This is a genomic window from Lactiplantibacillus sp. YT640, from assembly GCF_049745435.1.
GTDB lineage: Bacteria > Bacillota > Bacilli > Lactobacillales > Lactobacillaceae > Lactiplantibacillus > Lactiplantibacillus plantarum.
On sequence record NZ_JBMNVY010000010.1, the window covers coordinates 57775 to 83716 of the forward strand.

Genomic DNA, 25942 nt, shown 5'->3' on the forward strand with positions numbered 1-25942 from the left:
TTGGTCAGTCAGCGATTTGGTAAAGATTGTTAAGTTTTTATCGCACAAATATACAAACTGGCCGTATTTCGCTACAATGGTAGTATTGAGCATCATGCGGGGAGGGGAGCAGTTATCGTTTACGTCTATTGGTATATTGCAGCTTTTGACCATTGGTACTCGGTCATGTTGGTTTTTTTACTGCAGATATTAATCAATCGTGAGCTTCGACAGAAGCGAGTCTATGCGACTGTTGCGGTTATGACCGTACTTCTAACTGTGATCTACATGTTGTATGACGACTATTCGGATATCATCACGTTCATTGTGAACATGGGGTTACTGGCGTTTGTACGGCGCAAAAAGTACTTTATTGTGACGAGTCTAACGGCCACACTCGCCTACATTCTTTTTAGTTTCTTTGGCAATTATGCGACGGAGTCGATTTTTCACTTATTTAACTTGGGTTTGAATGACTGGAGTGGCTGGCTATTTGAAGCCATCGGTGAAACAATTGTCACAGCTTGTATGTTGGCAGTCGCCGCTAGTTTCAAGGTCTTAAAGAAGCGTTATCCGCGGCAATTTGTAGACGGGCTAACGTTGAACGTGATTGTCAGTGCTTTGGCTGTAGTTGCGGTCGCGTTTTTTACCATCACGACTGCGGCGGATAATTATAATATTGGCTCAGGATTTTTGGGGATTCTAATGTTGATTCTAGTGGCTATCTTGCTGATCAACGCCGGAACGTTTCTTTACCTGTTCTATAGTTATACATTGCGGGTTCAAAATAACCGGCAAGCTTTGGAACGGCAACAATATGATATTTATGTCAAAAATTTGGAAAATAGTTATCAAAATTTACGTAAGTTTCGCCATGATTATCAAAACATCTTACTGTCCTTGGGTGAGTATATTCAGACAGCTGATGATCCTGAATTACAACAATATTTTCGTCAAGTTGTGACCAAGTCTAAGCAAAGTCTAAATCGTGATTTTGGACACTTTGACAATTTAGAACAAATCAAGGACAAACCATTGAAAGCCATTATTCAGAGTAAGTTTTCCGTTGCGCGCCAAGCTGGAATTCAAGTACGCTTGGAAGCCAACGACCCGATTGCGGCAATTGCAATTGATTCAGTGACGTTATCACGGGTGAGTGGCATCTTGTTAGACAATGCCATCGAAGCGGTGAAGGGTCAGAGTGGTGGTCAGATTGCGGTCGCACTTGTTAAGTATCCCCGCATGGTGGAGTTGATTTTTGCCAATTCATTGAATCATCCGATTGAGCGCCTGGATGAGCTGATGGTTGCTGGGCATACTTCGAAAGGTGCTGGTCATGGGCAAGGGTTAGCAACCGTTCGTGAGTTGTTAGATCCATTAGCTAACGTGACTTATGAAGTGAGCTCCCATCAACGATTCGAATTTATTATTAGTATTGAAAGTGAGTGAGCAGCGTGTTAAAGACCTTTGTTGTGGAAGACGATCCTGAACAATTAGCAACCTTAAAGCAAATCATTAAGAATCATATTATGATTAATGATTTTGATATGGAACTGACCTTAGCAACCGGACAAGCACAAACGTTGTTGGACTATGTCGAGACCAATTCCGATCTTGAGGGACTCTACTTTTTAGATATTGAATATCCTGGGCAAGACTTAAATGGCCTAGCACTGGCGACTCGAATTCGCGAGGCGGATGTTAATGCGCGGATTGTCTTCGTGTCGACCCATTCTGAAATGGCCTTTTTGACCTTTGAACGACGAATCGAACCACTGGACTTTATTGTGAAAGATTTGGGTCAAGAAACGGTCAAAGCCAAAGTGGAGACAGATATTCGGGTTGCTTATGAACGTTATACCAAGCAAGCAGTCACCAGCAAGGCCATGTTTTCTTACTCTAAGGGTGGTCAGCTCTTCAATGTTCCATTAGATCAGGTGTTATTTATCGAGACTGGAGCAGTTCGTAATAAGCTGGTTCTCCATTTAACAGATCGAATTGTTCAATACAATGGTAAGATTAGTGATGAAACCGTGGCCCACCCAGAGTTATTCCGGGTTCATAAGAGTTTCTTGGTGAACCCGCAAATGCTAGTACGAATTGATAAGCAACATCAGCTTGGCTACTTTGAAAATGGCGAGTCGGTCGATATTGCGATTCGTAAAATGCATGATTTAATCGCATTAATCAAGCGTTCCGAACTGGCAGTCACGTTTAGCTAGCTTCGCTTAAGACTCTAATGTAACAAAATCGTTAATCAAAAGTGAATTTTAATGACGTTGGTGCAGGCTATTATGAGCTTTGCACCTTTTTTGGCTTTTTAGATTAATTTGCATGTATGCTTAGACTATTAAATGCCAGCTGTGGGAGCTGGTCTGGAGGTGGCGTCATGAAGCAGTTCTGGTCACTAATCTTAATGATTTTGGCCGGTTGTTTGTTAATATTTGGTTCGGAATACAGCTTGCAAGGTGATTATCATCGACGAATTCATCGGCTCACTGTGTCAAAGGTGGTTTACCATCAAAATGCTACCTCTGCAACAATCAGTGGCCGTACCAAGCACGGTGTCATTGTCACCTTAAAGAGTGGGAAACATGTCCGTCAGGTTATTTCGAATAAGCAGAGTGGTCAATTCTATGTTAAAATGCCAGTTCATAAGCGGATTACAATTAAAGTCGTGGGGCTAAAAGCCAAAGTACTAACAGTACCAACCGGGACAAAGAGTTAGATGGGTGAGCGGGCAAGTTGCCGGCTCTTTTTTGATGGTTAATGACTAGGACAGCGTGCCATATAAAAGCTACGGTGAACTACTCGAATTTATTTAGTTGTTAGTCGCGTTACGGGGTTGCTAAAAAATCATTAAGCTTCTAGTTTTGCGCTAGGCGCATTGTTGATTTTAGCGTACAGTAACAATGACAAGAAAAGGAGTCGTGGCTGTATGTTAGTGGTTGGCATTATTTTGGTGATTGGAATCATCGGGACACTGGTTTTACGATTTCAATTTCACTTTCGCCTCGCGATGGGCACCATTACCGAGACGGCGTTTGCCTGCTCATTGTTGAATATCGGGGTATTTTTGTTGTTTATTTTATTGGGTCAGTTAACGGGACCAATCCTGCTATCAGAATGGGCCTACTTGCCGATTTATCGGTTGTTACAAGGAGGTTTGATTCCCGTTATTGGCATTGGCTTGGCAATTCTGGGAATGGTGCGTGAGAAAGGCCTGATGAATTGGTGGCTATTACATTTTAATGTGCTATTTTTGATTTTTGACGTGTTATTAGTCTGGCAGGGGAGTTATAAAAGTTAGGGTGGCCAGTGCCGTGACGAAGTTGTGCGTGAAGGTCGTCAATGCAGTAACATGATGGTAATTGCTAGGCTATTGATCACAAAGTGGAGCGCAATGGCCGCGCGAATTTTACGGGTCAGCCGATAAACAATAGCTAGCACGAGTCCCATGGTGACGTATATGAGGAAGCTCGGTAAGGTTGAACTACTATGGAGGCTACCGAAAACAATCCCGCTGAGCCCGACCTTGAGCCATTCTTGTTGAAAGAAAAGGTTAGTCAGAACGCCACGAAAAACTAACTCTTCAACAATTGGAGTCAAAAAAACGGCGCTCAACGCCATAAGCCAAAGCGACAGAGGACTGCCGGCCATTAAATTTTTAATGGCGGCGTTATTTTGTGTTTGATTCTGGTGATACAGAAGCTGGTTTATAAATTGAAAGCCGCCCTCAAAAATTAAGATGGTGAGATAGGCCATTCCAATAATTTGCCAGTCATGGTATTTTAAGTTTTCTGATTGATAGTTGCCGGTATAGTGCCGCATTAGGGCGGTTGCCGCCAGTGCTAGGATCACAAAAATTAACAGATAGACACCTGCCAGGGTGATCTGCCAGGCTGTGAGCTGATGCTGGCGATATAATTGGTTAATTAATTTAAGTGACATTGGTGGGATCACGACCCCAACAATTAGGCCAGCAGTGAGCAACACGCGTCCGAGCCACCCCAAGCCGCGGTCAATAATTTCCATCGGACTTCACCTCCCATGGTTGATTTTACCGCAGTGTTCAGGTTTCGACACGGATTTGCAAATCTGAGAAAGGCATCGATGCCAGGCACAAGCGGATGATATTAATCTGGTTGAATGCTAAAAATATAATAATTGTAGAAATAATGGTTGATGCTCTATAAAAATAAAGAATAAAAAAGCATAATTCGGACAAATCTTCACACTTTCTTCACAATTATGTAATAGTATATACTTGTACCTAATAGTTATACACTTGTTCATTTTACTCCCCCAAAGTGGATGGACGAGCAAGTACAATCCCCCATATTGTACTTAAACCTAACTCTTTGGCCCTACTGCTACTAAGCGGTAGAGTCATTTTTTTGTTGCACGTCCCCAAAGTCACCGAATACAGTACCTGCAAAAAATCGTCCCTTAATACATACTTAAATTATTTTTAGCGGTCTAAACTATCAAATTCAACTGGGTTTTATCATTTGATTTATTTTTTGCGGAATTAATGTGTCTGCAAACACCCATAATTATTTGATCGGTGCTAGCTAACGATCGTTCATATTAGCCTTGAACGGGCTAGTCTCAAAACAAAGTGACGCTAGTGTCAAAAATCAATTGGTTTAATCGCAACAAAAAAGGCCGAGGTTAGAAAAACCTCGACCTAGTTAAGCAGTCAGTTAGAATGCTTCGCCAGAATAGTCGACCTTTTTAGGATCGGCATTTTTGATGTGTTCGGAAGCAAAGTTAACCGTTTCGCGAATCTGGTTATAGGTTGCTTCATCTAAACCAAGTAAATCCATGCAAGAATTAACGTGGGCAAAAATCTCTGGTTTAGCATCGATGGCTTTTTGCGACAACGAGATGTTGACTTGGCGTTCATCGTCCGTATCGCGCTTGCGTTCGACCCAGCCTTGGGTTTGCATCCGTTTCAATAACGGGGTCAGAGTCCCGCTATCAAGGTTAACGTGTGAACCAAGTTCCCGGACCGTCATCGGACTCTTTTCCCAGAGTGCCAATAAAGTGATGTACTGCGGATAAGTCAGCTTGAAAGGTGCTAAAGCTTCGGAATAAAAATGATTATATCGTTTGCTGGCGGTGTAGAGCGCAAAACAGAGCTGTTCGTCGAGCAAAATGTTTTTTGTTGGGGTTGCCATCAAACCGCCTCCTTTACTATCTATTTTAGTACATTGTACGCAATTAATTCGCCAAATGCAATTAATATTGCGCAAATACATTGTTTTCGAACGATTTATTTATAAAAGCGGGTTAATTAATTGACCTGTTGGCGTTGTTGGGACTTAATGCATGTCAGGAATAACTGGGCCATGGCCTGCTGATTGATGGCAAGTTGATGGTTGTCCGTGAACGCATAAAGTGGAACTTGTGCTGGCAATGTTTTGGCCGCGTGATCACCAACTGGAATCAGGCAGGCGATTTTTGTTTTGTCATGTACAAATTCATGAGCGTCACGTGGGGCGGCCTTAATCGTCAGTGATGCCAATACGTGATAACCGGTCGGCATCATGTGTTGTGCATGTTTGACATGCACCCCGTGTAGTCGGGAACGTAACTGGAACCCAGACGTGGTGGTCAACTGTAACGCTTGCTTTAATTCCAATAAATAAGTTTGTTGATTATCAATATTTTTCAACCGGATCTTGAAGTGTCCGAATGGAATGGCGCGATCCTGATGTTGGACGGCTAAGGCGTGTTGTTCGACCCGCATTTTATCCTTAACGGGCTCAAAGGTATATTGTTGTAAAAGTTGTGTTGCTGTTTTCAAACTATCACTCCCTACGATTAATTTAGTCCTTTAAAAACTTGTGGTCAAATAATTGGTTACGTTTGCGAGTGACGTCGTTTTCAAGTAAAATTAAAGTGATAGGGGGTTGGAAAAATGTTTATGACAACTGGTGATTTACAGCGCTCCCATATGATTAAGGGCGTCGTCTCCGTCACAAAACACCTGATGTTTGAATCTGATGGTGTTGATCAGTTTGAACGGTTTGACGATTTAATCGAACAAGTCAAGCCACTACTGCTACAAAAGGCAGAGGATCAAGGTGGCGACGGGTTAATTTATGTGAACTTCAATACTGAAGTCGCTCAGATGAGTGTTGCACCACGGTTTTTGATCGTAACCGGCTATGGGACGGTCGTCAAGCTCGTTGATGAATCAGTCTGATACTTAGGATCTGAATTTTCAGGTCCTTTTTTGATAGCAAACAAGTGATAGAAAGGAAGGTTTGATGACCAGTTATTCATTTCCACATGGCGCTATTGACGTATACGACGCTACCCAAAACAATTTAAAGCACGTTAGTCTTCGCGTTCCTAAATATGCAACCACGGTGTTCGTGGGCTTGTCAGGTTCCGGTAAGTCGTCACTCGTTTTTGATACGATTGCAGCGGCGTCACGGCGCGAACTGAATGAAACGTTTCCCAGTTTTACGCAACAATATTTACCGAAGTATGGTCAACCACACGTCGGGCATATCGAGCACTTGCCCGTTGCGATTGTGATTGCTCAACAACGCCTCGGCAAGAATGCGCGTTCAACCTTGGCAACCTATACTGGAATTTATTCGTTACTGCGGCTCTTGTTTTCACGGGTTGGGGAACCGTTTATCGGGTATTCGGACAGTTTTTCGTTTAACTTACCCCAAGGCATGTGCCCAACCTGCCAAGGTTTAGGTTATGTTGACGATATTGATGAGCAGCAATTGATTGATCCTGAGAAATCATTAAATGAGGGGGCCATCACGTTTGTGAGTTTTGCACCGGATACGTGGCGTTGGCGCCGTTATGCGACGAGTGGTTTGTTTGACAATGATAAACCCATCAAGGATTATAGTGCTGCGGAATACGATTTACTGATGCACGCACCGCAACAGAAATTAGCCCATCCTGGAGAAGGTTTTCCTAGAACGGCCCTGTATGAAGGTGTTGTTCCGCGGATCAAGCGCTCGATTATTGGTAAGAAGGAAGCCGAACACCATCGCGATGCGATTGCGGCGATCGTCACGCGCAAACCGTGCCCAACGTGTGATGGCACACGACTCAAACCGGTCGTGTTGACCAATCATATTAACGGGGTCAACATTGCTCAGGTGACGGCTATGGATTTAAAGCATGTTCTGGCATTTTTACAAGCGATTGATGCGCCGTTAGCCCAAGATATTGTGCGGGAGCTGACGACCAAGATCCAATCGTTGGTCGATATTGGCCTGGGCTATCTGACATTGGATCGTGGGACCAGTTCTTTATCTGGTGGTGAAGCGCAACGGATTAAGATTGCCAAATACTTGACCAGCGCCTTAGTAGATATGGTCTACATTTTGGACGAGCCAAGCGTTGGGCTGCACCCACATGATATTCAGTTAATCAAGCAAGCGTTAACGAAGCTGAAGGATAAGGGTAACACAATTCTGATTGTTGAACACAATCCAGCCATGTTTACGTTAGCCGACTATGTTGTCGAGATGGGGCCTGCAGCTGGTCGCACTGGTGGAAACGTGACCTTTACCGGGACTTATGACGAGTTACTGGCTTCTGATACGTTGACGGGCCGGTGGTTGCGACAACCGCATAAATGGGGTCAAGAACGACCAGTCCAGGCCCACTTGGCATTACACCATATTAATGAAAATAACCTGCACGATGTCAGTGTCGACATGCCCCTCGGTGTGATGACGGTCGTCTCGGGGGTGGCCGGTTCAGGGAAGAGTTCGCTGGTTACCGCGCTAAAACGGCAATTAAAGACGGCTTATATTGATTTAGCCCAGACACCAGTGGGCCTGAATATTCGCTCAACACCGGCGACTTACTTAGGAGTGCTCGACCAAATCCGACAACTATTCGCGAAAGCCAATGGCGTGGCAACTAGTTGGTTCAGCTATAATGGTAAGGGTGCTTGTCCGCGGTGTAAGGGTAAAGGCGTGACCATCACGAATATGGCCTTTATGGATCCCGTTGTGCAGACATGTGAATTGTGTCATGGGCTGCGGTATAATGAAACGGCGCTCAGTTATGCTTACCAGGGTAAGACGATTGCCGACGTGCTCCAGATGTCAGTCACAGCGGCGTTAGCTTTTTTTGCCACGATGGACAAAGTGGCTCAGCCATTGAAGAATTTAGACCGGGTCGGTTTGGGTTACCTAACATTGGCGCAACCGCTCACCACTTTGTCGGGTGGTGAACTGCAACGGTTGAAGCTGGCGGTTGAGCTAGGCAAGCAGGGAACGGTGTACTTGTTAGATGAACCGACTGCCGGTCTGCATTTGCAAGACACACAACGCTTATTAAAATTATTCGATGCCTTAGTGGCCGCTGGTAACTCGTTGATTATTATCGAACATAATCTGGCGGTAATTAGCCAGGCCGATTGGTTGATCGATGTGGGGCCGGATGCTGGTCAGTATGGCGGCCGAATTCAGTATAGCGGAACCCCACGAGCAGCAGTTGACGTGCCCACTTCACGCACTGGAGCCGCTTTGAAGGCTTGGCTGAAGGCGTGATTAGAAAATTTGATTAAATAAAAAGCACGTGCAATTGCACGTGCTTTTTTAGAAGGGCGGTAGGTGGGAATCGAACCCACGCGTGCCGGAGCCACAATCCGGTGCGTTAACCACTTCGCCACTACCGCCATCACGTTAACTTTTCGTCAACATATCTAGTATACACTAAAATCGTGGGTTGCATAGGACTTTTTGTGGATTTTCAGAAATTAATCGCCTCAGTTTCTGAAGCGTTGGTGAAGGTTCTACTGTGACCAACAATTATTTAACCGTTAGTAAAAGGCCATAGTTCCCCTAACAATGGGAGCTACGGCCCGTTTGCCGTGGTTAGTGTGTCTAACGGATAGGTGAGGTGGACCAGCACTTATCGGTTGAGCAAAATTATTATGAATTCATCCTTATTGAAGAAATGCGTAAAAATCTTTGCAAAGGCACTACTTTGTTAAAATTCACAAAATAAAAGAGCCCAGTAAATAAGTGTTTACTGTGGCTCTTTTATTGCTCATAGACTAATTATGCCCCAGGCAGGATTCGAACCTGTACATTGTTTCCAATACAGCGACCTGAACGCTGCGCGTCTGCCAGTTCCGCCACTGGGGCAGTTGCTTTAACAACAATATCCATTATAGCGAAAAGTAACAAAAAAATAAACCTTTTTCTATATTTATGCAGTTGATATTAATTGTAATTGCAAATTGGTTGCTTAGTTACTGGGGCTGGCCTTAATTAGCATGGAATAACTGTACGCCGAAATACTGAAATTACTACCGGCAAAAAATGCATCCAAAAAGTCACCCATCCCAGCAGGTTCAACGACACTGCTTGAATGGGTGACAACTTGTCGGTTTATTAATTTGCTTGTTTGGTCGTGATACTACCATCTAAATAAACAAAGTAACTATTCAGATAATGCCCCCGGCCGCCATTAGCCGTTTTCTGATAAGCATCGACCTGATAATAGTGGTGGCCGTGTGCATCTTGATTGGCAGTTGGTACGACACCAAAGGTTTGTTGCTTGGGATCGTTGAGCACTTGCCCGACGGCGGCCACTGCACTAGTTGCGCTAGTGATATGGTCGTCAGCAGCTTGATAATGGTCACCAGATTGCTTCTTAGCACTAGCATCAGCCGCTGCATTGGCACGACTAGTTTGCTCCGCGCGGTTAGCGGCTGCAACTGAGTTCGCTTGCTTAGTGGAAATACTTGGCTCAGCTTGGGAAGTGCAGCCTGCTAAAAGGAATAGGGCGCAGAAACTGATTAAAATTGCCCGGGTCACGTTCGGACCTCCTTATTTCGTTTGTTCTTGGGACAAGCTCGGATAAGGGGCTTGTCGGATGATGTTCGAATCAACGATGGTCATCACACCGATTGACAGAAGTAACAGGATCACTAAGATTAATTTTTTCATTAAAATAACCTCACTTGATAACGGTGATTGACCTATTTCCAGTTAGGGACCCAAATGACGCGGTCAATTTGTTCAGGAATGACCGTAATCTTGGACCCAGTCTGTGGCCCAGCTTGGACGTCGATCACATATGAGATCGGACCAGCATCGACTTCAACAATCGAGCCACGTTGACCGTCGACTGTGTCGACTAAACTATACAATGGAATCTCATCATTGCTGATTTCCATTTCATATAAGGTGAATTGGAGGAAGTAGGACCTTTTACCGGTCTTGATTTTTAAGGGGGTGTCAATGGCACCGTAATCGGGAAGGGCCCGATTTTGAGCGTTGGGATCATTCAGGTACTGCATTTCATCGACAGCATCGATCGCCATCTTCCATTCACCACCAGTTAAATTAGTTTTGGAGGAGAGGGTCATGACCGAGTTAGCGTAAATGTCGATCACGTTGAAGGCTTCGTCGACCTGCTTTTTCGGCAGATAGCCGATGGTATAGCCATGCTCCGCAACTTTTAGTTCAACCCGTACGGATCGCTCAGCACCATCAACTTCTTCAACTAACTGAATTTCACCGATGTTAGCGTTAGCGTCGACACGGTACTTCTTGGCATAGAGATAATCTGCTTTCAGACCAGAATCATTATAGCCACCATAAGGTTTAAAGTAACCTCGGGCACTCGCATCGGCCAGCGCGGCTTCAAATTCTTTTTGGTAGTAATCTAAACCAATGACGTATGAGCGGAAAATTGCACGCGAATTAGCGTTGATCCGGCGCGTCTGAGGAACCGCCACCGGATGGGGAACGGCTTGATTCAAGCGATTCCGAAAACCGTTATTTTGAGTCTGCAACTTGGTAATTTGACGGTCTTGTTCCTGATTGGTCAAAGTTTGATGAACGAGGCGCTGCCGAATTGATTTAAGCAACGCGGCCTGTTTATCCGCCGCCTGATTGACATGGTGGAGATGGACTAACACCGCAATTAAGATAATGATTAAAATTAGACAGGCTAAGATCAGCCCGGCAATAAATAAATAAGTTCTCATAAATAATTCACTCCAAAAAGAATTGCAGATTAGTTTAAGTATAAGCGACCAGCCCACTAAGCGCCAATTTAACGGCTGAGCTTGTCAGGGGGCCGATAACAAGGTATGATATTGCTATTGTATAATATTTTTGAGCTAGAAGAAACGGTGGCGAACGGCGTGCAGTGGTTGATTAAAATCTACCATCAATATCAATATTTTTGGAAATACGCACTGTTTGGCTTTATGGCCGCGCTGGTGAACGTCTTGGTATTCTGGGTGCTACACTCAGTCTTGGCGGAACACTATTTATTTTCCAACACAATCGCATGGGTGCTAGCAACTTTGTTTAGTTTTTTTACCAACAAAGCGGTGGTCTTTCAGTCCAAATCGCAAGACTTTTGGCACTGGTGTCGCGAGTTCATTAGTTTCATGTTGACACGAGGCTTATCATATTTTTTCGATACTTTCCTCATGTTCGTCGGCATTTCGTTGTTGTTCTGGGCACCCCTACTTGTTAAAATCATCGACCAGGTTCTCGTGGGACTCTTTAACTATGGGACGTCGCGGCTGATTTTTATGGAAAGCAACCAGAAAATGCGAATGCGCCAGCAAATCATGAAACGTTTGAGTGATCGTAACAATTAATTGGCATCAGGCAAGCAAGTCGTCCCCTAACGGACGACTTGTTTTTTTGATAGCATCACTTTGGATCGTTAGGCAGTAATTTCAACGACATTGATGGTTTAAATCAAGTTTCCCGTCAATTGCCAGTGCAAGCCGATGCCACAAATAATCGTTAGTAAGGTGCCGCAGACGAGTAGGGTGACAAGTCCAGAGTTCAAATGACTTTCCTGCTTGCGGGCAAAGGCCACTTCAATGAGGCCAATCGTGCCAAGACCGAGTATCACTTTTAGCAAGGTCAACCACCAGTTGCCTGATAAGGTTCTGATTGCCAAGGCCACCCCAGTGATGATAATTAGCAGGTACCCGATGCGACTAAGAATCAAAAAGCGATTGGCTGATTTGACTGAGTGACGACTGAGACCAATCGCAACCGTCAGCATGAGCCATAGCCAACCAATAATGTGCCCTAATAAGTACATGACAAAACCGCCTCCACATTTACAATTCATGTCTAATTTTAGCATGAAAGTAGGTGTTGGCGGCGGTTTCTTTTATTGTACTTTAATTAAGTTTTTCTGTTGGATGTAATCGACTAATTCAATGACCGTTTTAAAGCGGTTAAACGGTGTGACGATGTGAACGCCGTTGAAGCGCGCACAGATACCATCAATCAATTCCTTTGCAATAGCAATGCCCACTGCCCGTTCGTTTCCGGTCTGTTCGGCTTCTGCCATGCGTGTCAAGATAGGCTCTGGAATCCGAATGCCATGGACTTCATGGTGTAGAAATTCAGCATTACGCCGTGAGACGAGTGGCATAACACCAACGAACACTGGCACATTCACGTGATTAGCCGCTAGAGCATCCGCCAAAGCGTCAACGTTTGCAAGATCATACACGGGTTGGGTGATAATGTAGTCACAACCATAACTTAACTTCCGACTGATTGACTTGGTCGATATGGAAGTGCGATAAGCGTTAGGATTAAAGGCGCCTGCGACCCGAAAGTCACTGGCTTCTTTAAGCGACTTACCCGTTGGTCCGATGCCGCTATTGAATTGCTTGATCAACTTCATCAGTTCAACGGAGCGCACATCGCTGACCGAAGTGGCTCCCGGAAAATCACCGAGTTTGGCCGGATCGCCAGTGATAGCTAAGATGTCCTCAATACCCAGGCTGTGTAGACCCATGATCTCTGATTGTAAGCCGATTAGATTGTGGTCGCGGGTCGTCAAGTGAACGATCGGCGTGATGCCGTAGTTCAACTTGAGCTGCGCCGCAATCGTCGTATTAGCAATCCGGACCGTTGCTAACGAATTGTCAGACAGTGTAATGCCATCGACACCAGCGGCTTTTAATCGTTCAGCACCCCGGAAAAATTTAGTCGTATCAAAATCGCGGGGTGGATCGAGTTCGACTAACGCCGTTTTTTGGGTCGCAACTTTTTGCAGAAACCGGTGCTGACTCTTTGTCGTGACGAGCGTTGGTGGCTGTGGTTTTGTAGCCGGCTGGTCATGAGCAACGATGCTGCGATTACTTAGACCGCGGACGGTTGCGCTGGTATGCAAAGGTGTGGTCCCACAACAACCACCAATAATGTTCAGACCGAGCTGACGAAAGCGTTCGGCATATTCTTCGAAATAGCTTGGTTCACCATCGTAGACCACCGCACCGTCCTGATCAGTGCCAGGCAAGCCAGCGTTTGGGTAAACGGCTAGTTTAACGTTAGCTGGAATCGCCAAGTTTTCAAATGACTGAGCTAAATAGTAAGGTCCCAGGCGACAGTTCGTGCCGATTACGTCGGCGCCGGCAGCGTTGAGTTGGACGATGGCATCAGTGAAGCTCGTACCGTTTCGTAAGACGCCGGGGGCTAACATTGAAACATTCGTGATGACGGGCAAGTCAGTATGGGCCTTCACGATTTTTAACGCGGCGAGCAGTTCTGGCAAATCATAATATGTTTCGAGCAAGATGCCATCTAACTGGTTGGTGGCTAGAAGGGCGGTAAGTTGTTCAGTCACGCTGGCAGCAATCGTTGCTGGTGTCGCCCGTTGAACAGTTGCATCGGTATCGCCGGCTAGTCCACCGATCGTTCCCAGAATGTAAACGGGGTGATCCGCGTGTTCCCGTGCGGTCGCTGCAATTTTCACAGCGGCCTGATTGATGGTGGTGACTTGGTCTTGTAAATCATACCGGGTCAACTTTAGGCGGTTCGCAGCGTAGGTGTTGGTTTGAATAATATCGGCACCAGCCCGAATGTACGATCGGTGAACGCGTAAGATCGTGTCGGGATGCGTCAAATTCAGGTTTTCAAAAGCCGAATTGATGCCATAGTTACCATATAAAAGGGTGCCCATTGCGCCATCGGCAACGAGGACCCGTTGCTGGAGTGCTTGTTTAAACTTCATTCAAGCCACCTCCTTAGTGGATGCTAGTGGTCAATTGGGCCTGGATCGCGTTGCGCGCAGCAATCATGTTCTTTAAGGCTGCTAGGGTTTCTGATTCTTGCCGGGTTTTGAGACCACAGTCAGGATTGATCCAGAATTGCCGGGCGTCGATAACGCGTAATGCGCGTTGGATGTTGGCTTCAATTTCCGCAACACTCGGTACGCGTGGACTGTGAATGTCATAGACCCCCAGACCGATTTCTTGATCGTACCCGGTTTGTTCAAAAGCACTGATAATCTCCCCATGGCTACGGGACGTTTCAATCGAAATGACATCTGCGTCAAGGGCTTTGATGGTATCGATGATATCGGCAAAGTTAGAGTAGCACATATGGGTATGAATCTGAGTGTCGTTTTGCACGCCGGTCGTGGTGATCTTAAATGAGTACACTGCTTCATCCAAATAGGCTTGCCAATGGCGCTGCTTGAGTGGCAAACCTTCCCTAAGTGCTGGTTCATCAACTTGAATAATCTTAATACCAGCTTTTTCCAAGTTTTGAACTTCTTGCCGGAGGGCCAAAGCAATCTGATTTTGAACCTGCGCCCTAGGGATATCGTCGCGAACAAAACTCCAGTTGATAATGGTCAGTGGTGCTGTCAACATGCCTTTAACCGGCTGGTCGGTTAGACTTTGCGCGTAAACGGACTCAGCAACGGTGATTGGTTCCGTGTAAGCGACATCCCCAAAGATAACGGGTGGCCGGACGCCTCGTGAACCGTATGATTGGACCCAACCATTTTGGGTCGCATAGAAGCCAGTCAGTTTTTGACCAAAGTATTCGACCATGTCAGTGCGTTCAAATTCACCGTGAACCAGGACGTCGAGGCCGAGGTCTTCTTGTAGCTTGATCCATCGTTTGGTTTCAGCATGCAGGAATGCCTGGTAATCGGCATCGGTTAAATTACCCTTGCGCCATGCTGCTCGTTTTGCTCGGACTTGCGCACTTTGCGGAAAGCTCCCAATCGTTGTTGTTGGCAGGAGGGGTAGGTGTAACCGGTCGTGTTGTAACTTAATCCGGGTCGCAAATGGTGCCTGGCGTTCGAATTTTTGATTACTCAGTTGCGCTTCAGCGGCGCGAACCGACTGGTTGTTGCGGTGACTGGACTGGTTGAGGGCAGTCAAGTTGGCCTGATTATGGTCGAACACTGCTTGAACAGCGGCAACCCCCTGATTGGCTGCCACGGTTAAGGTATGCAGTTCTGCCAATTTCTGGTCCGCAAAGGCCAGGCCGCCCAGTAAGACGGGGTCAGCCTTGGTTTCATTTTTGGTGGTAATGGGAACGTGTAATAATGAGTTGGCGGGTTGGAGCCATAACTGATCATCGGTCACGATTTGCCGTAACTGCTGAACTAATGCAAGTTTTGCTTGTAGATCACTAGCCCAGACGTTATGTCCATCAATAATGCCAGCTGCGAGAATTTTGTCGGTTGGGAAGCCGTGGTCGACCAAGTGCGCCAGGTTTTCACCATGGTCGTGTACTAGGTCCAGTCCAAGTGCTTGGATTGGCCAGGTCACGATTTGGTCGTACTGATCAAGGCTGTCAAAATAAGTTTGGAGTTCGATTTTTAAGGATGGGACAGCCGCATGCAAATGTTCAAGTGCAGTTTGATAAGGTGCGAGTTCCGCAACCGTCGTTGTTTTGACTAGGGTCGGTTCATCCAATTGAATCCATTTTGCGCCAGCTGTCGCTAATTCTTCAAACACTTGTTGGTAAAGCGGTAATAACTGCGGTAATAGTTCGTTGACGGCGGCGTCATCCAAGTACTGTCCGTGACGTTTACCCAGTTTAAGGAAAGAGATGGGACCCAGAATGACTGGTTTACCATCAATGCCTAGTTCTTGCTTAGCTTCTTGGTAGTAGCGTAGCCAGCGATTATCTAATAACTTAAAGGACACATCATCGAATTCAGGAACAATGTAGTGATAGTTGATATTGAACCACTTTGTCATTTCGGCCGCCACGGCGGTATCAGTTCCACGGGCAATTGCATAGTAGTCGGGCAAGTCCAACTGGTGATCGAAGTGACCAAAGCGACTTGGAATCGCGTTGAATGCGACTAGTGTATCTAAAACGTGATCGTAATCCGAATTGTCAGCGACCGGAATATAGTCCACTCCCAGGTCGCGTTGCTTTTTCAAGTTAGCTAGGCGTAATTTTTTAGCAGTGGCGTGAAAGGTCACGTTGTCTAATTGTCCTTTCCAAAAGTGTTCCAATAAGTGCTTCCATTCACGATGTTCACCTAAACGTGGATACCCCAAGTTACTATTAATAATTGTCATTAAAACCCACTCCTTATATTTAGCAAATTATTTTAAACGAAAAAACGGCAACCTCATCCTGATTAAAGGACGAAGTTGCCGTTCGCGGTACCACCTTAATTTGTCAACACCTCACGATATTGACCTCAATCCGTACGTTTCATACGGAAGCTTATTAACAGTAGCTAACTGTCATCACCTGGCAAAAGCTCAGTGGTGCCGTTTGGAGGCCATTTTTCATCAATCGTCTTCCGGTTTGGTTTGCACTATTCCAAACTCACTGCACGGGTAGCGATGATTACTTTCCTCTTCAGGACGTTTACATGTTTTATGATTGATTAGAAAATACCACCAATTTCTAATTTAGTCAAATTATTTTTTAATCTTTTGAACATATTCAAGGCGTAATGTGACGCACACGCTATTTGGAGCCAGGCAAGTAGGAAACGTGGTGTGAACAGCCACTAGTATTTGCCAGCAACCGTTGTCGGATTCCGACCGCTTGAACTGGTGAATAGGGTTGAAACGCAGCTCCCACATGGTTGGGTTGACATTTTAGGTCTTCATAACAGGGGCGTTGCGCCAAGCATTCAATTGAGGATTAAGTTGGTTAAGGGTGCTGACGATATTGAGTGAAATCAGGTGCTTTGGTAATCAATGCACTGGTATAAAGGGATTTTAATAGTCCTAAAATTTGAATATTTCATCAAAACTGTGGGGAAATGTCCTAATCTACACCCAGCAGATTACCGGGTGCGTACTTGCTAAAAGCACTAAATTTCATGAAATCATCATATTTTTTTCGAGTTAAGAGTACTTATTTTCACAATTAACTTGCTAGTATATTTGGTGAGCCCACTAGCGAAGTACCAAAGATCAAATAAATAATAATGATTAGGATGATGAAGAATGAGTCAAAGCTTATGGCAACGATTGTTTAATCACCGTCAACAAACGAAGCAGGCCGTATTAATTCTTGGGAGTGGCCGTTCCGGAACATCGGTAATGACTAAGTGTGTTAATTTGATGGGCATTTCTCTCGGGACTGATAACCTGTTGGCACCTAGTAAGCGGATCAATCCGAAAGGCTATTTTGAAAATAAAGATGTCATCAATATTCACAAGTCACTTGGAAGTCGCATCCGGTACCGGCCAGCCTTCAAGGGTTACTATGATAGCCCGAAGATTAAAAAGGACCGGGCGGCGTTAACCACGTATCTACGAAATTTTTTTGAGAATGAACAGTATCTGGCGATAAAAGACCCACGGATGAATGATTATATCGAATTGTGGCAACGTGTTTTGGCTGACGTTGAGGTTCAGCCGGCTGAGATCGTCTTGCTACGTAATCCGATGGACGTGGTCAATTCGAATGAGCGCGCCTGGCACCGTGATACCACGCTCGCAATGCGTCAGTGGCAAGTCCGGACGTTGCTTTCATTACGTGATACCGACCGTGAGCACCGCATTTTAGTCACGTACGAAGATTTGTTTGGTCAGACGTTGACGACGTTGAAACGAATCGCGACCCAATTTAACTTACCGTGGACGAGCGACGAGGCGGCACTCCAAGCGCAAATCGATGACTTCATCGATCCAGCACTCCAAAAGAGTGATAGCGGTGAAAATTTAGCTGATTTTGAAGCTCGAACGGACGTGAAAACCGATGTTAAGGCACTTTACTTACTAGGCCGTCAAGCTGCGGCTGACCCGGATTACTTTGCCTCGGCTGAATTTCAACAGCGCATCGACGAGATGACTGACGAGTATTTAGCCAAGTATGGCGCTTTATATCGGGACTTTAACGTCAAGATCAATAGTAAAACGTTCTTTGTATTCGGCGAAGATCAGGCCCAAGTTGATCAGGTCAACACGACTTTACGAAATGATCAAGTCAAGATGGTCGGCACAGAAGCTGACAGTCATGAGGTTGCTGAAGATTTGAGCGAACGGTTGAATAATAATACGATTGCCATTCAGACGTACCCCTTGGACTATTTAGTGGTCGAGCAAAAGGAAGCCCTGAACAATTATCTCCGTAAAAACGCGAAACGCGAGACGTTATGGGGGATTGGGGATGCTAAAAACAATGAAATCGTTGAAATGTTAACGACGGTCAGTGCCGAGTTAGGTGCGGATACGCATAACGTGGTGATTGCAGATGACTTAACGGCCATCACTGATGAACGTGAGCGCCGATTAGCGATTCAACATTTAATACGGACGTTGCACGCGGTTGAACAGCCACCATACTTGGTCCTGATGGCTGACGAACTGGGAACCCCTGCGTCGCAAAGTGCGGTGACGGCTTTTATTGCTGCTGAGCCGACCAAGGCAGCGCCATTACGAGATGAACAGCCGGACGAAACGTTCAAGCTGCGGACCCCGCTAGACATGGATGAGGTGGCGGCAACTTTAACAGCGTTGTGTCGACGTGCGAGTCAGGATGAACAACAGCAAGCCGCATTGAACCATTTTGTAAGTCTTAATTATGATGAAATTTTAAACGTGAAAGGTGATCAATATGCAAACAGTGTACGGAATTAAAGCTCATGGTGGTAAGTTAGTTAATTTAGAAGATTTTAGTGAAGCAACGCGTCAGGCTGCTGAGCAGCTGCCAAGTTTAACCATCAATAATTGGAATATCTCAGACTTGGAATTAATTGGGATTGGTGGTTTTAGCCCCCTGACTGGCTTCATGGTCAGTGATGATTACCATTCAGTGGTCAACACGATGCACTTGAAGAGTAGCGTTATCTGGAGTGTACCAATTACGCTGGGTGTGTCCCAAGCGGATGCTGATAAGATTGAATTGAATACTAAGATTGCTTTGAAGGGCGCTGACGGCGTCATTTATGGCACGATGCAAGTTGAAGATAAGTTTGTTCCGGACAAGCAATTGGAAGCCCAAAACGTCTACAAGACCACCGACGAAGCCCATCCAGGTGTTAAACGCTTGTATGCCAATGGTGACGTCTACTTGGGTGGCGCAATTAAATTGTTGCATAAGCCAGATCATGGTGCTTTTAGTGATTATTATATGGAACCATTAGAAACTCGGAAGATGTTCCATGACCTCGGCTGGAAGCGGATCGTTGGGTTCCAGACACGGAATCCAATTCATCGGGCGCATGAATATATTCAAAAATTAGCTTTAGAAAACGTCGATGGGTTATTCTTAAATCCATTGGTTGGTGAGACCAAGGCGGATGATATTCCAGCAGACGTTCGGATGGAAAGCTATAAGACGATTCTGAAGTATTACTATCCAGAAGACCGTGTTCGGTTGGTCATTTATCCAGCCGCGATGCGGTATGCTGGTCCTAAGGAAGCCATCTTACACGCAATCGTTCGTAAAAACTATGGTTGTACTGACTTTATCGTCGGTCGTGACCATGCTGGTGTGGGTGACTATTACGGGACCTATGAAGCCCAAGAATTAATCACTTCGGTCGAAGATGAGATGGGCATGCACTTCTTCAAATTCGATAATTCCTTCTACTGCAAAAAGTGTGGTTCAATGGCAACGCAGAAGACTTGTCCACACGGTGCCGAAGATCACATCTCATTAAGCGGGACGAAGGTGCGTAAGATGCTGGCTGATGGTGTTGTACCACCAAAGGAAGTTTCACGTCCCGAAGTTGCCTGGGTTCTCATTGATGGGTTGAAGCGTAAACGTGAACAGCAACAGGAGGTCTAAGCATGGTAAAATCAGATAATATTACTTGGCATCAATCGCAAGTTAGCAAGGCCGAACGGCAAGCGCTGAACCATCATAAGAGTGTGGTTTTATGGTTTACTGGCCTGTCCGGTTCCGGTAAGTCGACGATTGCGAATGCCGTTGAAAAAGCATTATTTGACCAACAAGTTGGTAGTTACGTTTTAGACGGCGATAATATGCGCTTTGGCTTGAATAAGAATTTAGGCTTCTCAGCTGAAGACCGTGAAGAAAATATTCGCCGAATCGGCGAAGTTGCCAAACTATTTGTCGATGCTGGCGTGATTACGTTGACAGCTTTCATTTCACCATATCGGACCGACCGTGATAAAGTGCGGGCGAACCTTGAGGTCGATGAGTTTATTGAAGTGTTCGTCGACACGCCGCTTGAAGTTTGCGAACAACGAGATGTGAAACAATTGTACGCGAAGGCGCGTCGTGGTGAAATCACGGGCTTTACAGGCATCGATGCACCATACGAAGCACCTATCGATCCTGAGATTACGATTGACACGTCCAAACAACCACTGACCGCTTCCGTCCAACAAGTATTGAATTACTTGGCGGAACATCATTACGTCAGTTTGGCTACTGCAAATGAAAACTAGTGCAATCATTACTGCCATCACAAAATCGATTGTGAAAATGGACCGAATCTTGGTCTATCGTCATACGAATCCGGATCCCGATGCAATCGGGGCACAATTTGGACTAGTCGCCTTGCTCAAAGCGGCTTACCCGGAGAAACTCGTTGTGGCGATGGCCCCAGTTCCGGGCCATTTGGCGTGGATCGATACAACCGATGAGCAGTTAGTGACCCCCCAAGCAACGGACTTAGTCATTGCCGTAGATTGTGCTAACCATGAGCGCCTAGCTGGGGAGTTGCCAACAGGTGCCTTTGTGATTAAAATCGACCATCACCCGAATCACGATCCCTATGGGCAACTGAACTGGGTCGATGAAACTTATAGCAGTTGCTCGGAGATGATTTATGAGTTGGCGCAAGCGGGGTGCTTTACAGTGACGGCGGCCGTTGCAACCAAGCTATATGCCGGAATTATCGGTGATACGGTGCGCTTTTCAACTCCTGAGACGTCCACTCGAACTCTGAAGATTGCTAGTGCACTCGCGGCAACGGACATTGATATTGCCACTATTAGTCACCACGAAATGGACTTAACGCCAGCACTCAGCAAGTTGTATGGGTACGTCCTGAGTGAACAAACTATTGAGCCAAGTGGTCTGGCACACGTTGTCTTACCGCAACGGCTATTTAGTGACTTGAGTCTGGAATGTGGCGATGAGGATGCGCTTGTCCCGTTGCCCGGTAACCTGACGACGGTCAAAGTTTGGTTGTTCTTCATTGAAACCCCACAGGGGCAATACCGCGTACATTTTCGGTCGAAAGCAATCAATGTCAATGCGGTCGCAAAAGCGTTCAATGGCGGCGGTCATCCGTTAGCAAGTGGGGCATTTGTTCCTGACCTAGCGACAGTTGGACAAGTCATTGAGCAAATGCAGGCGCAAATATTAGCTGCGACGGCCGTAGATTGAGTATAATAAATTTAATATAAACTGCACTGATTCGGTTTGACATGGCAATTGTTAGTCATTCTGTGTCGGTCACGTGGGTTGCCACGGGAAGGTTAGACCGCCAGTATCAGCGTATGAGCCTAATATTCTGGCTGACAAAACGGGTATGTCGTTGGAGTAGCGGTCGTGAGGAATTAATTGGCGTCAGACAAAATAGTGAGATAGGGTCGGTGAAAGGTAAATGAAAAAGCGAAATTGGTTGATTGCACTAATTGTCGTTGTGATTGTCGCGATTGGCGGTGGTTTTGGGTATTACAAATATCATCAGTCAACTGCAACGACAACGACCACTAGTAAGGTACGTTCGGCGAGTGCAACGAAGAAGGACATCAACACGCGGCTAGTCAAGACTGAGATTAAGGCCCAGTCGAGTGAGACGGCGACGCTGAAGAAGGCGGTCGCCAATAAGAATTATACCGTTAATAACATGTACACGAAGGTTAACCCATACGGGGTGTCCCCGTTATCCGCTAAGGTGATTTTCCAGACGAGCAAGGCGGCCAAGGTCAGTTATACGGTGGTCGGCAAGAGTAGTAAGACTTCAATTTCTAATACGGTCAATAAGTACACAACGAGTCATGATTTGACCGTGCTGGGGTTATACGCCAACACGAATAACCAGGTCAAGATTAAGGTGACTTATAAGGATGGCACGTCGACGACCAAGACGATCCGACTGAAAACGGCGAAGTTACCATCGGCGTTGACCGATTTTAAGATCAACGTTAAGAAGGCTAACAAACAAAAAATGGTCTTAGGGACTGGTAATTCGAAGCTGACATTTATGGTTCGGACGACGATCTCTGGGAGCAAGCAGTCTAAAAACTTATCGTTCGGGATGGATGCGGATGGTAATATTCGGTGGTATACAACGCGGCCAACTTCCCACATTTTCAAACAACTTAACAATGGGCATTTATTGATTTGGACCAAATCGAATGCTAAGAATTCATATTTTGATGAGTTAGTTGAAATGGATTATACGGGTAAAGTTTATAAGACTTATAAATTTAATCATAAGGCCTGGGGTAAGGCTAAGGGTTCTAAGAAGCAGAACCATAATCAGGTCCACCATGACGTAACGGAATTACCAAACGGTGATCTGATTGCGACCGTTTCCGATGGCGGCCGGACCTATGTCGAAGACACGATGATCGTTATATCGCATAAGACGGGTAAGATCACCAAGGTCATCAACATGAAGAATATCCTACCTGCGAAGTTCTATACGAAGTACAACGCGACGAAGTCCAGTAAATATATGGGTAAGAAGGACTGGTTTCATCAGAACTCCGTCTATTATGATAAGACGGATAAGAGCTTGATTATTTCAAGTCGCAACCAGAACTTAGTGATGAAGATCGATTACAAGACTGAAAAGATCAAGTGGATCTTGTCTGGTAAGAAGACTTCAGCTTGGCCGAAATCGTACCGCAAGTACTTGCTGAAGGCTAGTGGTAAGATTGCTTGGCCGGGTGGGCAACATGCCGCCATCGTTGATCCAAGCACCTTGGGCAAGAAGAACTCGCTCAACGTGATGATCTTCAACAATAACGTGGCAGTTGGTACGACCAAGAAATCGTTGGCGGACTCTTCTGGTAAATATTCAGAAGGTGTCGAATATCATATTAATGAAAAGACGAAGACGATTTCTCAAGTTGGCAGTTACGGCAAGTCATTAGGTAAGAAGAACTTTGCCAATATTATTGGTTCTAATCGTTACTTGAGTGCTTCGAATCGGCTAATTGATTTTGGTTGGTTGAATAATGGTAAATCAGCTAATATTATTGAATACGATTTGAAGAGCAAGCAACAGGTGTTTAACGTTGAATTAACGGGCCTTCCAAGCGGTGGTTATGTCTACCGGGCCGAACGCTTCTCGTTGTATCCGACGAAGCACACGTATGGTATTAATGAATAAGAATTGAATGTAAAACGGGCGCTCATGACTAGATGGCTCATCTGGTCGGGGGCGCCTGTTTGCGTGTTGCGCTAATCAGTCACGGCCGTTAACAGATTATAGAGAGACAGTCAGGCATTGTTTTTCCCCTTGACAATCCAGTTTTGGAGCGTCCGTCTGACTTCAATCTGACCTCAACCGTGCCTGTTCACAAACCAATTGCTAGTCCGAAAAGGTCGTTTTCAAAGTTGTGACTGAACGTTAATGAAAAAGTCACAATTTGGTCGCAAAATCATCCGCAAAGCTAGAATAATTTCATACCATGTCGCATTTATGTTCACATTCCAAGTCTACAATGGTTCTTATGTTGAACGGCGCGACGGATATAGGTTGATTATGAGCAGTGGCGCAAGACTCAGCAAGATGAAAATTAGTTGAAGCGGAGCGATGACGATGACCTTAAATATTGCAATTGTTTTAATCACGTTATTAGTATCATTTATATTAATGGCCATGGAAGTTACGACCCCGAACGCCGTAATCTTGTGTGCCTTAGCGTTCTTGATGTTTGTCGGCATCTTGTCGCCAACGGACGCACTGTCAGGTTTTGCTAACGACGGGTTAGCGACAATTGCCCTGATGTATATTATTGCCTATGCCATCGCCAAAAGTAATATTATTACCCACTTATTTGACCGGATTCTCGGCGATGGTCACAGCGAAAAGCGTTCCTTATTACGGTTGTTAGCGAGCGTGAGTGTGATTTCACCGTTTATGAATAATACCCCGATTGTGTCCACTTTGACACCGATGGTCCAGCGTTGGACGAAGCAGAAAGGGATGGCAATCTCAAAGTTCTTGATCCCACTATCCTACGCCACGATTCTGAGTGGGTTGTTGACCGTTCTAGGGACTTCGACCAATCTAGTGGCACAAGGATTATTGTCTAAGTACAAATTAGCACAATTTGGTACCTTTGACTTGGCCGTCATCGGGATTCCCATCACGATTATTGGGTTGATTTACTTACTGACGATCGGGTACCGCATGTTACCGACCTATTATGGGAGTAGTGTTGACGATGTTGTTGCTGAACCGAATGATTACTTGATTGAAATGACGATCGGCGATGAGTTTGAACACCTCAATCAAACGGTGGTCGCCGCCAAACTTCGTAATTTGCCGCGCTCTTTCTTAGTGGCGATTAATCGGAGTGGTCAGTCGATCGTGCCGGTGACGGATGAGACGATTCTACAGTTAGGTGACCGTCTTTACTTCACTGGAAATTTTGATTGTATTAATGATCTTATGAATATTAAAGGTCTAATACCAAGCACTCAGAAAATCAATATGACTGATATCACCAATGAACGGGTTCGGCTCGTCGAAGTCTCCATTCCGGACACGTCCAGTTTGGTGAACCAAACGGTCAAATCAGCGCGTTTTCGCAATGTCTTTGGGAGTGTCGTCGTCGCAATTCGACGCAACGATGTCAACCTCGAAGGGCATCTCGGAAGTATTCGCTTAAAAGGCGGGGACAACTTGGTCATGATTACCACTGGTGAACCAGACGAGCTGGCAAGTCTCAAAGATTTACACGTCTTTAATTCACAACCAGTGAAGTCCCGGAAACATACTTATAAGGATGTTTTACCGATTGTTTTATTGGTTGCAACGATCATCGTGTCGACTATGGGCGTGATTGATTTGTTCGTTGGTCTGGCGGCCTCGTGCGTGGTACTTTTCTTGACGAAATGCGTTTCAATCAGCGATATTGTGAAGGCTGTCGATATGAACGTGTTGTTTTTAGTGGCTAGTAGTTATGGACTTGGGCTTGCGATGTCGAATGTGGGTGCTGATAAGTTTATCGCAAAGTCATTAGTAGCAATTACCGGGAACGCATCACCAATCATCTATATGTTCCTGATTTATTTCGTGACTAACTTCTTAACGGCCATTTTGTCCAATGCGGCGGCGTTATCACTGATGTTTCCAGTGGTCGTTTCCGCAGCGAAGTTGGAAAATCTACCCGTGATGATGCTTGTGATGTTGATTACGATTGCTGCGACGGCAGACTTTTCAACGCCAATCGGGTACCAAACAAACTTAATTGTTTACGGCCCTGGACATTATAAGTTCACGGACTACTTTAAAGTCGGAATTCCGTTAAATTTGATTTGTATGGTCGTTTGTGTGTTTGTGTCCTATTACTATTATATGGTGCTGTGATGTGACTTAATCGAATCTAAAAGACTTGTGAGCGCCTGCTGACAAGTTTTTTTGTGTTGGTTAGTAAATCGGTGACAGCTTAGCACAGTGAAATAACCTTAAAAAGTAAATCAAGACGGCCAATTCACTAGGGACTGTCTGAAAACTAAAAATTCAGGTATAATCTGAGGAAAAACGAATCGAGGCATTCCGATGACAACACCTAAACGAT

At 45.4% G+C, this 25942-nt stretch carries 21 protein-coding genes, 2 tRNA genes and 1 other annotated feature; of the genes, 13 read left to right on the plus strand and 10 right to left on the minus strand.

The window, feature by feature from the left end:
* Positions 1-165: 165 nt before the first annotated feature.
* From ACOV1R_RS08500 to ACOV1R_RS08515, 4 genes are all read left to right on the plus strand, one after another.
* Positions 166-1428, plus strand: a complete 1263-nt coding sequence (locus ACOV1R_RS08500) for a sensor histidine kinase (RefSeq protein ID WP_003643155.1) — start codon at positions 166-168, stop codon at positions 1426-1428.
* Positions 1429-1433: 5 nt separating this feature from the next.
* The gene (locus tag ACOV1R_RS08505) at positions 1434-2201 is read left to right on the plus strand and encodes a LytR/AlgR family response regulator transcription factor (protein WP_003645252.1); all 768 of its coding nucleotides are present in this window, start codon (positions 1434-1436) and stop codon (positions 2199-2201) included.
* Positions 2202-2368: 167 nt separating this feature from the next.
* Positions 2369-2707 carry a membrane protein gene (locus tag ACOV1R_RS08510; RefSeq protein ID WP_003644251.1) on the plus strand — a complete coding sequence of 113 codons (339 nt, stop codon included), beginning with the start codon at positions 2369-2371 and terminating at the stop codon, positions 2705-2707.
* 210 nt (positions 2708-2917) lie between these two features.
* Positions 2918-3289 carry a hypothetical protein gene (locus tag ACOV1R_RS08515; RefSeq protein ID WP_003643152.1) on the plus strand — a complete coding sequence of 124 codons (372 nt, stop codon included), beginning with the start codon at positions 2918-2920 and terminating at the stop codon, positions 3287-3289.
* Positions 3290-3327: 38 nt separating this feature from the next.
* On the opposite strand, the gene ACOV1R_RS08520 is transcribed toward ACOV1R_RS08515, so the two are convergent.
* The 3 genes from ACOV1R_RS08520 to ACOV1R_RS08530 all read right to left on the minus strand — a co-directional run bounded on the left by ACOV1R_RS08520 (position 3328) and on the right by ACOV1R_RS08530 (position 5791).
* Positions 3328-4014 carry a CPBP family intramembrane glutamic endopeptidase gene (locus tag ACOV1R_RS08520; protein WP_217203233.1) on the minus strand — a complete coding sequence of 229 codons (687 nt, stop codon included), beginning with the start codon at positions 4012-4014 and terminating at the stop codon, positions 3328-3330.
* 671 nt (positions 4015-4685) lie between these two features.
* Positions 4686-5162 (minus strand): MarR family winged helix-turn-helix transcriptional regulator, encoded by a 477-nt coding sequence (locus ACOV1R_RS08525; protein ID WP_003643149.1) that lies wholly within the window; start codon positions 5160-5162, stop codon positions 4686-4688.
* A gap of 116 nt (positions 5163-5278) precedes the next feature.
* Entirely contained in the window at positions 5279-5791 is a 513-nt protein-coding gene (locus tag ACOV1R_RS08530; RefSeq protein ID WP_003643148.1) for a hypothetical protein, read from the minus strand.
* Between the two features lie 114 nt (positions 5792-5905).
* On the opposite strand from ACOV1R_RS08530, the gene ACOV1R_RS08535 reads away from it, so the two are divergent.
* Both ACOV1R_RS08535 and ACOV1R_RS08540 read left to right on the plus strand, forming a co-directional pair.
* Positions 5906-6193: a hypothetical protein gene (locus ACOV1R_RS08535; RefSeq protein WP_003643147.1), complete on the plus strand. Its 288-nt coding sequence runs from the start codon at positions 5906-5908 to the stop codon at positions 6191-6193.
* Positions 6194-6257: 64 nt separating this feature from the next.
* A complete protein-coding gene (locus ACOV1R_RS08540) occupies positions 6258-8525 on the plus strand; it encodes an ATP-binding cassette domain-containing protein (protein WP_016511343.1) in 2268 nt (755 codons plus the stop codon).
* Positions 8526-8580: 55 nt separating this feature from the next.
* Here ACOV1R_RS08540 and ACOV1R_RS08545 read toward each other — a convergent pair.
* From ACOV1R_RS08545 to ACOV1R_RS08560, 4 genes are all read right to left on the minus strand, one after another.
* A tRNA-His gene (locus ACOV1R_RS08545) sits at positions 8581-8653 on the minus strand.
* 388 nt (positions 8654-9041) lie between these two features.
* Positions 9042-9125 (minus strand) — tRNA-Leu (locus ACOV1R_RS08550).
* 249 nt (positions 9126-9374) lie between these two features.
* Positions 9375-9800 carry a hypothetical protein gene (locus ACOV1R_RS08555; RefSeq protein ID WP_003645249.1) on the minus strand — a complete coding sequence of 142 codons (426 nt, stop codon included), beginning with the start codon at positions 9798-9800 and terminating at the stop codon, positions 9375-9377.
* A 164-nt stretch (positions 9801-9964) separates the two neighbouring features.
* Positions 9965-10978, minus strand: a complete 1014-nt coding sequence (locus tag ACOV1R_RS08560; protein ID WP_031263440.1) for a hypothetical protein — start codon at positions 10976-10978, stop codon at positions 9965-9967.
* Positions 10979-11083: 105 nt separating this feature from the next.
* Between ACOV1R_RS08560 and ACOV1R_RS08565 the strand changes: the two genes are divergently transcribed.
* On the plus strand, positions 11084-11605 hold the full coding sequence (locus tag ACOV1R_RS08565; protein ID WP_003643142.1) for a GtrA family protein: 522 nt from the start codon (positions 11084-11086) through the stop codon (positions 11603-11605).
* Between the two features lie 98 nt (positions 11606-11703).
* Here the strand turns inward: ACOV1R_RS08565 and ACOV1R_RS08570 are convergent, their stop codons facing one another.
* The 3 genes from ACOV1R_RS08570 to metE form a co-directional block, all read right to left on the minus strand.
* Positions 11704-12063, minus strand: coding sequence for a YisL family protein (locus ACOV1R_RS08570; RefSeq protein ID WP_003645248.1), 360 nt, complete (start codon positions 12061-12063; stop codon positions 11704-11706).
* A gap of 72 nt (positions 12064-12135) precedes the next feature.
* The gene (locus ACOV1R_RS08575) at positions 12136-13992 is read right to left on the minus strand and encodes a bifunctional homocysteine S-methyltransferase/methylenetetrahydrofolate reductase (protein WP_011101376.1); all 1857 of its coding nucleotides are present in this window, start codon (positions 13990-13992) and stop codon (positions 12136-12138) included.
* 13 nt (positions 13993-14005) lie between these two features.
* Positions 14006-16312 (minus strand): 5-methyltetrahydropteroyltriglutamate--homocysteine S-methyltransferase, encoded by a 2307-nt coding sequence (metE, locus tag ACOV1R_RS08580; protein ID WP_016511927.1) that lies wholly within the window; start codon positions 16310-16312, stop codon positions 14006-14008.
* A 62-nt stretch (positions 16313-16374) separates the two neighbouring features.
* Positions 16375-16614, minus strand: a binding site (T-box leader).
* A gap of 586 nt (positions 16615-17200) precedes the next feature.
* Between metE and ACOV1R_RS08585 the strand changes: the two genes are divergently transcribed.
* From ACOV1R_RS08585 to ACOV1R_RS08610, 6 genes are all read left to right on the plus strand, one after another.
* Positions 17201-18838 (plus strand): sulfotransferase family protein, encoded by a 1638-nt coding sequence (locus ACOV1R_RS08585; protein WP_003645245.1) that lies wholly within the window; start codon positions 17201-17203, stop codon positions 18836-18838.
* Positions 18816-19991, plus strand: a complete 1176-nt coding sequence (sat, locus tag ACOV1R_RS08590) for a sulfate adenylyltransferase (RefSeq protein WP_217203235.1) — start codon at positions 18816-18818, stop codon at positions 19989-19991. Before ACOV1R_RS08585 ends, sat begins: the two co-directional genes overlap by 23 nt.
* A gap of 2 nt (positions 19992-19993) precedes the next feature.
* Positions 19994-20617: an adenylyl-sulfate kinase gene (gene cysC, locus ACOV1R_RS08595; RefSeq protein ID WP_003645243.1), complete on the plus strand. Its 624-nt coding sequence runs from the start codon at positions 19994-19996 to the stop codon at positions 20615-20617.
* Positions 20607-21563, plus strand: a complete 957-nt coding sequence (locus ACOV1R_RS08600) for a DHH family phosphoesterase (protein ID WP_003645242.1) — start codon at positions 20607-20609, stop codon at positions 21561-21563. The genes cysC and ACOV1R_RS08600 overlap by 11 nt, the downstream gene beginning before the upstream one ends.
* A 220-nt stretch (positions 21564-21783) precedes the next feature.
* Positions 21784-23523 (plus strand): aryl-sulfate sulfotransferase, encoded by a 1740-nt coding sequence (locus ACOV1R_RS08605; RefSeq protein ID WP_003645241.1) that lies wholly within the window; start codon positions 21784-21786, stop codon positions 23521-23523.
* Positions 23524-23955: 432 nt separating this feature from the next.
* Entirely contained in the window at positions 23956-25731 is a 1776-nt protein-coding gene (locus tag ACOV1R_RS08610) for an SLC13 family permease (protein ID WP_003645240.1), read from the plus strand.
* The last annotated feature ends 211 nt before the right edge of the window (positions 25732-25942 follow it).

Coding starts and splice junctions, on each gene's coding strand:
- ACOV1R_RS08540 (WP_016511343.1), top strand. CDS start 6,258: ATGACCAGTTATTCATTTCCACATGGCGCTATTGACGTATACGACGCT.
- ACOV1R_RS08575 (WP_011101376.1), bottom strand. CDS start 13,992: ATGAAGTTTAAACAAGCACTCCAGCAACGGGTCCTCGTTGCCGATGGC.
- cysC (WP_003645243.1), top strand. CDS start 19,994: ATGGTAAAATCAGATAATATTACTTGGCATCAATCGCAAGTTAGCAAG.
- ACOV1R_RS08610 (WP_003645240.1), top strand. CDS start 23,956: ATGACCTTAAATATTGCAATTGTTTTAATCACGTTATTAGTATCATTT.
- ACOV1R_RS08535 (WP_003643147.1), top strand. CDS start 5,906: ATGTTTATGACAACTGGTGATTTACAGCGCTCCCATATGATTAAGGGC.
- ACOV1R_RS08585 (WP_003645245.1), top strand. CDS start 17,201: ATGAGTCAAAGCTTATGGCAACGATTGTTTAATCACCGTCAACAAACG.
- ACOV1R_RS08500 (WP_003643155.1), top strand. CDS start 166: ATGTTGGTTTTTTTACTGCAGATATTAATCAATCGTGAGCTTCGACAG.
- ACOV1R_RS08515 (WP_003643152.1), top strand. CDS start 2,918: ATGTTAGTGGTTGGCATTATTTTGGTGATTGGAATCATCGGGACACTG.
- sat (WP_217203235.1), top strand. CDS start 18,816: ATGCAAACAGTGTACGGAATTAAAGCTCATGGTGGTAAGTTAGTTAAT.
- ACOV1R_RS08600 (WP_003645242.1), top strand. CDS start 20,607: ATGAAAACTAGTGCAATCATTACTGCCATCACAAAATCGATTGTGAAA.
- ACOV1R_RS08605 (WP_003645241.1), top strand. CDS start 21,784: ATGAAAAAGCGAAATTGGTTGATTGCACTAATTGTCGTTGTGATTGTC.
- ACOV1R_RS08520 (WP_217203233.1), bottom strand. CDS start 4,014: ATGGAAATTATTGACCGCGGCTTGGGGTGGCTCGGACGCGTGTTGCTC.
- ACOV1R_RS08560 (WP_031263440.1), bottom strand. CDS start 10,978: ATGAGAACTTATTTATTTATTGCCGGGCTGATCTTAGCCTGTCTAATT.
- ACOV1R_RS08565 (WP_003643142.1), top strand. CDS start 11,084: ATGATATTGCTATTGTATAATATTTTTGAGCTAGAAGAAACGGTGGCG.
- ACOV1R_RS08525 (WP_003643149.1), bottom strand. CDS start 5,162: ATGGCAACCCCAACAAAAAACATTTTGCTCGACGAACAGCTCTGTTTT.
- ACOV1R_RS08510 (WP_003644251.1), top strand. CDS start 2,369: ATGAAGCAGTTCTGGTCACTAATCTTAATGATTTTGGCCGGTTGTTTG.
- metE (WP_016511927.1), bottom strand. CDS start 16,312: ATGACAATTATTAATAGTAACTTGGGGTATCCACGTTTAGGTGAACAT.
- ACOV1R_RS08570 (WP_003645248.1), bottom strand. CDS start 12,063: ATGTACTTATTAGGGCACATTATTGGTTGGCTATGGCTCATGCTGACG.